General features: G+C 39.7%; 1 pseudogene. It reads right to left on the reverse strand.

The features are described from left to right. Positions 1–519, reverse strand: a pseudogene (locus tag AC3G7N_RS22630) (PLP-dependent aminotransferase family protein); the annotation flags it as partial.

A 519-nucleotide genomic window follows, 5' to 3' on the forward strand; every position in this document is an offset into this window, starting at 1 on the left:
TACTTATAATATCGTAAAATCGGCTTTCTTGCAGCAGTTGTTTCATCCATCCGTTTCACAATAGTTGTGTATGGAGCCTCTTGTACCTTCTCTGGATCGTTTTTAGCCTCCTCTGATATCTCTATCATCGTATCGATAAACCCATCCAGTGTCTCTTTAGACTCCGTTTCTGTTGGTTCCACCATTAATGCTTCCTCAACATTTAATGGGAAATAGATTGTTGGCGGATGGTATCCATAATCAAGTAAGCGCTTCGCAACATCCAATGTTCGGACACCCAGTTTTTTCTGTTTTTTTCCAGAAAGAACAAACTCATGCTTGCAATGCTGTGGATAAGGAAGGATAAACTCCTGTTCTAATTTCCGCATCATATAATTAGCATTTAACACAGCATATTCACTAACCTTCCTAAGACCTTCTGCACCCATTGTCCGGATATACGTATATGCCCTTAAGTTAATTCCGAAGTTACCATAATATGGTTTAACCCGCCCGATTGAATTTGGACGTTCATACTCA

Source organism: Virgibacillus carmonensis, from assembly GCF_057836705.1.